Source organism: Bacteroidota bacterium (assembly GCA_019637975.1).
Taxonomy (GTDB): Bacteria; Bacteroidota; Ignavibacteria; order UBA10030; family UBA6906; genus CAADGV01.
This window is the reverse complement of the sequence record JAHBUR010000010.1, coordinates 139,490-146,735: the sequence shown is the minus strand read 5'-3', so window position 1 is coordinate 146,735 and position 7,246 is coordinate 139,490. Positions and strand designations below refer to the sequence as shown.

At 51.4% G+C, this 7,246-nt stretch carries 7 protein-coding genes; all 7 read left to right on the top strand.

Annotated features, from left to right (window positions below; genetic code table 11):
- Positions 1-75: 75 nt before the first annotated feature.
- The 7 genes from KF749_07665 to kynU all read left to right on the top strand — a co-directional run bounded on the left by KF749_07665 (position 76) and on the right by kynU (position 7,212).
- Entirely contained in the window at positions 76-864 is a 789-nt protein-coding gene (locus KF749_07665) for an SDR family oxidoreductase (GenBank protein ID MBX2991031.1), read from the top strand.
- A 67-nt stretch (positions 865-931) separates the two neighbouring features.
- On the top strand, positions 932-2,374 hold the full coding sequence (locus tag KF749_07660; protein MBX2991030.1) for an aldehyde dehydrogenase: 1,443 nt from the start codon (positions 932-934) through the stop codon (positions 2,372-2,374).
- Between the two features lie 36 nt (positions 2,375-2,410).
- On the top strand, positions 2,411-2,830 hold the full coding sequence (locus tag KF749_07655; GenBank protein ID MBX2991029.1) for a Rid family detoxifying hydrolase: 420 nt from the start codon (positions 2,411-2,413) through the stop codon (positions 2,828-2,830).
- A gap of 23 nt (positions 2,831-2,853) precedes the next feature.
- Positions 2,854-3,378, top strand: coding sequence for a 3-hydroxyanthranilate 3,4-dioxygenase (locus KF749_07650; protein MBX2991028.1), 525 nt, complete (start codon positions 2,854-2,856; stop codon positions 3,376-3,378).
- A 126-nt stretch (positions 3,379-3,504) separates the two neighbouring features.
- Positions 3,505-4,512: an amidohydrolase gene (locus KF749_07645; GenBank protein ID MBX2991027.1), complete on the top strand. Its 1,008-nt coding sequence runs from the start codon at positions 3,505-3,507 to the stop codon at positions 4,510-4,512.
- A 73-nt stretch (positions 4,513-4,585) separates the two neighbouring features.
- The gene (locus KF749_07640) at positions 4,586-5,806 is read left to right on the top strand and encodes a DNA polymerase (GenBank protein MBX2991026.1); all 1,221 of its coding nucleotides are present in this window, start codon (positions 4,586-4,588) and stop codon (positions 5,804-5,806) included.
- Between the two features lie 131 nt (positions 5,807-5,937).
- Positions 5,938-7,212 (top strand): kynureninase, encoded by a 1,275-nt coding sequence (gene kynU, locus KF749_07635; protein ID MBX2991025.1) that lies wholly within the window; start codon positions 5,938-5,940, stop codon positions 7,210-7,212.
- Positions 7,213-7,246: the final 34 nt, after the last annotated feature.

Below are 7,246 nucleotides of genomic sequence, written 5' to 3'. Positions count from 1 at the left end.
GATGTAGCACGAAGTTCCACAAAGGAAAAATAGAAATTACTTTGTACCCTTTGTGCCCTCGTGTTTAAGAAAATCATGAATCTCAACCTCACAGGTAAATCAGCCATCGTCTGCGGCAGCACGCAGGGACTCGGGAAAGCGAGTGCCGTGGAACTGGCCCTCCTCGGCGCCTCGGTTGTTCTGATGGCGCGCAATGAACAATCGTTGCGAAAAACTCAATCCGAACTCGACACCGGCAAAGGCCAAAAACATGGTTTCATTGTTGCAGACTTCTCCGATGTGAAACAGGTGGGCGAGCGTGTGAATGAATTTGTGAAAAAGAACCCACCCGTTCATATTCTCGTGAACAACACCGGCGGGCCGCCCGGCGGGCCGATTGTGGACGCGGCGCTAAAGGAATTTGTTGACGCGTTCTCGGCGCATCTCTTGTGTAGTCACATCCTTGCGCAGGCGGTTATTCCCGGCATGAAAGCCGAACGCTTCGGACGCATCATCAGCATCATCTCAACGTCGGTGAAACAACCGATTGCGGGGCTCGGCGTGTCGAATACCATTCGCGGCGCTGTTGCATCATGGGCAAAGACACTTGCCGGCGAACTCGGCCCGTTCGGCATTACGGTGAACAATGTTCTTCCCGGCATGACGAAAACCGGGCGTCTCGATGCACTCATCAAATCCAAATCGGACAAAAGCGGAAAGACGATCGAGCAGATTACGAACGAAATGATTGCGGAAATTCCGGCGGGACGCTTCGCAATGCCGGAGGAGTTCGGCGCAACGGTGGCGTTTCTCGCGACCCCGGCGGCGTCGTATATCAACGGCATCAATCTTCCGGTTGACGGCGGGCGAACGTTGAGTCTATAGCAGAACATGTTGCACACGAAATACATAGAGCCTTCGTGTTCCGTTGTGCCTTGTTGTTGAAAAATCCATGGAACAAATCAAGAACTACATAAACGGTAGTCTGATCCCACCTGTTTCGGGGGAGTACATCCAGAACTACAATCCGGCGACCGGTGAGGTGTATTCGCAACTGCCGGACTCGGATGATCGGGATGTGCAGCATGCTGTTGAAACAGCAAACAAAGCGTTTTTTGCGTGGTCAACAATGCCAACAGAGCAACGATCGCAAATTCTTCTTTGCATTGCGGAACTTATCGAGCGTGATCTCGACAAGCTTGCTCTTGCCGAATCAACCGATCAGGGAAAACCTGTTTGGCTTGCGAAGAGTGTCGATATTCCTCGTGCGGCGCGAAACTTCCGTTTCTTTGCAACAGCCATTCTCCACTTTTCGAGCGATGCGCATCCGATGGGTGATACGATAATCAACTATACGTTGCGGCAACCGCTCGGCATTGTCGGCGCCATATCTCCCTGGAATCTCCCCCTCTATCTTTTCACATGGAAGATTGCCCCGGCCCTTGCAGCAGGAAATTGCGTTGTCGGCAAGCCATCCGAACTGACTCCGATGACGGCGTACATGCTGTCACAGTTGTGTATCGAGGCGGGACTCCCGCCGGGCGTTCTTAATATTGTTCACGGATACGGCAACAAAGTGGGTACGGCAATCAGCGCCCATCCGGAAATCACGGCAATCACGTTCACCGGCGGAACGAAAACCGGCGCTGAAATTGCCAAAGCCGCCGCGCCGATGTTCAAGAAATTATCCCTTGAAATGGGTGGCAAAAACCCTGCTATGATCTTTGCTGATTGTGATTTTGAGAAGATGATGGATACAACGATACGATCTTCGTTTGAGAATCAGGGAGAGATTTGTCTTTGCGGCTCACGCATCTTCGTCGAGCGGCCGTTGTATGAGAAGTTCAAAAATGAATTTCTAGAACGGACGAGAAAACTCCGCATCGGGGATCCGATGGAAGAGACGACACAAGTGGGCGCAATCAATTCCCTGCCGCATCTTCAGAAGATTCTGTCGTACATTGCACTTGCGCAAACCGAAGGCGGAACGATTCTCTGTGGCGGCAATCGTGTGCATCCGGAAGGGCGATGCAAATACGGCTGGTTCGTCGAGCCGACGGTGATTGAAGGACTGCCGCACAATTGTCGAACGAATCAAGAGGAAATTTTCGGGCCGGTGGTAACGTTAACGCCGTTTGATACGGAAGACGAAGTCTTGTATTTTGCTGATAGCACTCAATACGGCCTCGCGGCAATTCTCTGGACAAATGACTTGAGCCGGGCGCATCGCGTTGCGGCGCGGGTTCGTTCCGGCATCGTCTGGGTGAATTGCTGGATGTTGCGCGATTTACGAACGCCGTTTGGCGGTATGAAAGATTCGGGAGTCGGAAGAGAAGGCGGACTTGAGGCGTTACGGTTCTTTACCGAGCCGAAGAATGTGTGCATCAAGATATGAAGTCTGTTTGATCTATTCAGTCTGTTTAGTCTGTTGATGGAATCGAAGGAAATAGTTCACTCATCAAAAGCGCCGGAGCCTGTGGGGCTTTATCCGCATGCGCGGCGTGTTGGCAACCTCTTGTTTCTTTCGGGAGTCGGGCCGAGGGAGAAAGGGACGAAGAAAATTCCCGGCGTTGAATTTGATGCGAACGGCGGTATTGTTTCGTACGACATTGAAACGCAATGTCATTCGGTCTTCAAAAACGTCCGGGCAATTCTTGAAGATGCAGGTTCGAGCTGGGACAAGATTGTAGATGTGACGGTTTTTCTCACAAACATGAAAAGGGATTTTCCGGCATACAACAAAGTCTACGCAGAATATTTCAAAGAGAATCAGCCGTGCCGCACAACGGTGGAAGTGCACGCATTGCCAACGCCGATAGCGATTGAACTCAAGGTGATAGCAACAGTCTAAATCATTCAATTAGGAGGAATGTCATGGCTCTCACAGCGCCGCTCAACTTCAAAAAATGGATTGACGACAACCGTCATCTGCTCAAACCGCCGGTCGGTAACAAATGCGTGTACGAAGACGCGGAGACGATCGTCATGGTCGTCGGCGGACCGAATGCACGAAAAGACTACCACCTTAACGAGGGAGAAGAGTTCTTCTACCAGGTTGAAGGCGACATTGTCCTGAAGGTGGTTGATGAGGGAAAGCCGAAGGATATTCCTATTCGCCAGGGCGAGATATTCCTGCTGCCGCCGCGCACGCCGCATTCGCCGCAGAGGGGCCCGAATACGGTCGGACTCGTCATCGAACACAAGCGTGCCGAAAAAGAACTTGACGGCTTCCTGTGGTATTGTGAAAAATGCGGCAGCAAGATGTATGAAGAATTTCATTACATCGACAACATTGTCACCCAACTGCCGCCGATCTTCGAGCGCTTCTACGATAACGCGGAGAATAGTACCTGCAAAAAGTGCGGAACGAGAATGGAGAGGCCGAAGAAGCCGGCGTAAGGAGTAGGATGCCGCCTCGTTGGAGATTGCCACTTCCTGTAATTGTTCTTAGATTATAGTAAGCTCCGTTCACTTTGAATGAAGTGGCGGAGAAGGGAATTCCGCCCGAACAACTAAAGCTGCTCCATCCTCGTGCACAAAATCGACATTCACACACACATCCTACCGCCGAAGCTTCCCGACATGAAGGCGAAGTCCGGCTACGGCGGCTGGGTGAATCTGGAACACCATGCGCCCGGCTGCGGACGGATGATGATCGACGGCAAACATTTCCGTGATGTTGAAGAGAATCTGTGGGATGCGAATGTCCGGTTGCATGATTGCGACCGGCACAGCGTCACGGTTCAAGTGTTGTCAACGGTGCCGGTCATGTTCAGCTATTGGGCGAATCCGCATGATGCACTCGACCTTGCGACGTTTTTCAATGACCATATTGCAGAGGTCGTCGCTGCTCATCCGAAACGGTTTGTCGGGCTTGGCACGGTTCCCATGCAAGCGCCTGATCTCGCGATCAAAGAACTTGAGCGATGCGTGAAGGATTTGAAACTTGCCGGCATTGAAATTGGCTCGCACGTGAATGAGTGGAATTTGAACGACGAGCATCTCTTTCCCGTCTTTCAGGCAGCCCAGGAACTAGGCGCCGCAATCTTCGTTCATCCTTGGGACATGATGGGGAAGGAACGGATGCCACAGTACTGGTTGCCGTGGCTTGTCGGCATGCCGGCGGAAGTTTCGCTCGCGATCTGTTCGATGATTTTTGGCGGAGTGTTTGAACGATTGCCAAAACTGCGTGTCGCGTTCGCGCACGGCGGCGGTTCGTTTCCAGCTACAATCGGACGGATTGAACACGGCTTCAACGTCCGGCCGGATTTGGTGGCGGTTCATAACAAGATCAATCCGAGAAACTATCTCGGCAAATTCTATCTCGACACCCTTGTTCATGACAAAGTAATGTTACAATATCTTCTTGATTTGGTAGGAGAAGAGAAATTAGCCCTCGGCTCTGACTATCCGTTTCCGTTGGGCGAAGCGAGTCCGGGTTCTCTCATTCAGTCGATGCAGTTGAGTGAAAAGACAACGTCGAGATTGTTGAGTGGAACGGCGATGGAATGGTTAGGCAAGAACAGTCTATGAAGTCTGTTTAGACTAAGTAGTCGAGAGCATTGAACAGACTAAAGACTGCACAGACTCAACGGACACCAAGGGGATTGCGTTGGTAAGCTGGCTTTTTCTCGATCTGAACTCTTACTTCGCATCGGTGGAACAGGAATTGCATCCCGAATTGCGGGGAAAGCCGATAGCTGTTGTTCCGCTGATGGCTGATACAACGTTCTGCATCGCGGCGAGCTATGAGGCGAAGGCTTTTGGTGTGAAGACGGGAACACGTGTTGACGAGGCGAAAAGGATGTGTCCCGGTTTGCTCTGCATTCAGGCGCGGCACGATCATTATGTTCGCTACCATCATCAAATTGTTGAGGCAGTCGAATCGTGTGTGCCGGTGCATGCCGTTGTTTCGATTGATGAGATGGTCTGCAAACTGACGGGGAGCCAACAGAACACGGAGAAGGCAAAAGCTCTTGCTCTTTCCATCAAATCAACAATTCGTGAAAAAGTTGGCTCAACGCTTCGCTGTTCAATCGGACTGGCAACGAACCGTTTTCTTGCAAAAGTCGGCAGTGACATGCAGAAGCCCGATGGATTGACGGTGATCGAACAAAAAGACTTGCCCGATCTTTTGCTCACATTACAGACGAGAGACTTCCCCGGCATTGGCCCGCAGATGGAGAAGCGACTGCAAGAGCATGAGATCTTTACCGTAAAGCAGTTGCTCGATTGTTCCGAGATGACGATGAGGAAGATCTGGGGCGGGGTCGTTGGCGAACGCTTCTGGCATCTCCTGCGTGGCGAGGATGTTGAGGGGCTCGAAACGCATCGGCGTACAGTTGGCCACTCACATGTATTGCCTCCGGCAGAGCGGACAAAAGAGGGGGCGTTCGGCGTTGCGCAGAAACTCGTTCACAAAGCTGCGTCCCGACTCCGTCGCATGAACTACTGGTGTTCGAGTCTTGCGTTGTACATGAAGTTCATGAATCGTCCGAAGTGGGAAACGCATGTGAACTTCGTGGAATGTCAGGATACGTTGACATTGCTCGAAGCTCTTCAGAAGTTATGGAAGGACATTCCGAAAACAGGCAAGCCGTTGGCGGTCGGTGTAACGCTGTACAATCTTGTGCCCGATGATCTGCACAACTTCGGAATATTCGACGAAGAGAAGCGAACGGGCCTTGCACAAGCAATGGACAAGCTCAACGCCAAGTACGGCAAGATGGCCGTTCACTTCGGCGGAGTAACAGGACACGCGGCACCGACACGAATTGCATTTACCAATATTCCCGAACTTGAAGATTTTGAGTTCGATGGGGATTGAGTTTTTAGAGTTGATATGAGTTTTTGGAGTTTATAGAGTTGATCAACCCTCTCCCCGCAAACTTCACAATACTCTACGAACTCCATGAACTCTACAATCTCTTCAAACTCTACAAACTCTATGAACCCACGATGAACTTCACTGCAGACAAAAAATATGCTGAGCAGCTTGATTCCGAAGACCCGCTAAAGCAGTTCCGCGCCCGCTTCTTTATCCCCAAAGACAAGAACGGCAACGACGTTATCTACCTCTGCGGCAACTCGCTCGGACTTCAGCCGAAATCGGTACGGAGTTTTGTCGAGCAGGAGTTGAAGGATTGGGAGATGTTGGGCGTCGAGGGGCATTTTCACGCGAAGAATCCCTGGATGCCGTATCATGAATTGTTGACGGAACAAACGGCACGGCTGGTCGGCGCAAAACCGGTTGAAGTCGTTGTGATGAACACGCTTACCGTGAACCTTCATCTTATGCTCGTGTCCTTCTACCGCCCGACAACATTGAGGCACAAGATCGTCATCGAGGCACACGCATTTCCCTCGGACAGGTATGCAGTGGAATCGCAGATACGATTTCACGGATTCGACCCGAAGCTTTCGCTGATTGAATTGCAGCCGCGTGCGGGGGAGACAAGTCTCCGCACCGAAGATATTGAGGATGTGTTGGATGCCGACGGCGATGAAATTGCCGTTGTTCTGATCGGCGGAGTCAACTACTACACCGGTCAGGCATTCGACATGGAACGGATCACGAAAGCGGGACAGGCTCAAGGTTGCATCGTCGGCTTCGATCTTGCGCATGCGGCGGGGAATCTCATGCTCAATCTCCATGATTGGAACGTGGATTTTGCCGTTTGGTGTTCGTATAAATACCTGAACGCCGGACCCGGAAATATCGCCGGCTGTTTCGTTCATGAACGTCATGCAACCAATCCGACTCTTCCCCGATTTACAGGATGGTGGGGGCAGAGCAAAGACATACGGTTCAATATGGGTCCGACGTTTGACCCGATTCCCGGCGCCGAAGGATGGCAACTCAGCAATCCACCGATTCTTCCGCTGGCGGCAATGCGTGCTTCTCTCGAAATATTTGACGAAGTTGGAATGGACGCATTACGCGCAAAGAGCGTACGATTGACATCGTATCTCGAATATCTTCTCAACAATCATCCCAGTAAGGTGTTCTCGGTTATTACGCCCGCGGATCCCGCCCAACGAGGATGTCAACTCTCCATCCGTACAAGAAAGGGAGGGAAGAAGATTTTCGACCATCTCATGACGAACAGCGTGGTATGCGACTGGCGAGAGCCGGATGTGATTCGCGTGGCTCCCGTTCCGCTGTACAACTCCTTTATCGATGTGTTTCGATTTGTAGAAATTCTTGCATCCGGCACGGAAGCCGGAGGTTGATAACTATAGAAGGGATTCGGTTACTGTATTGAAG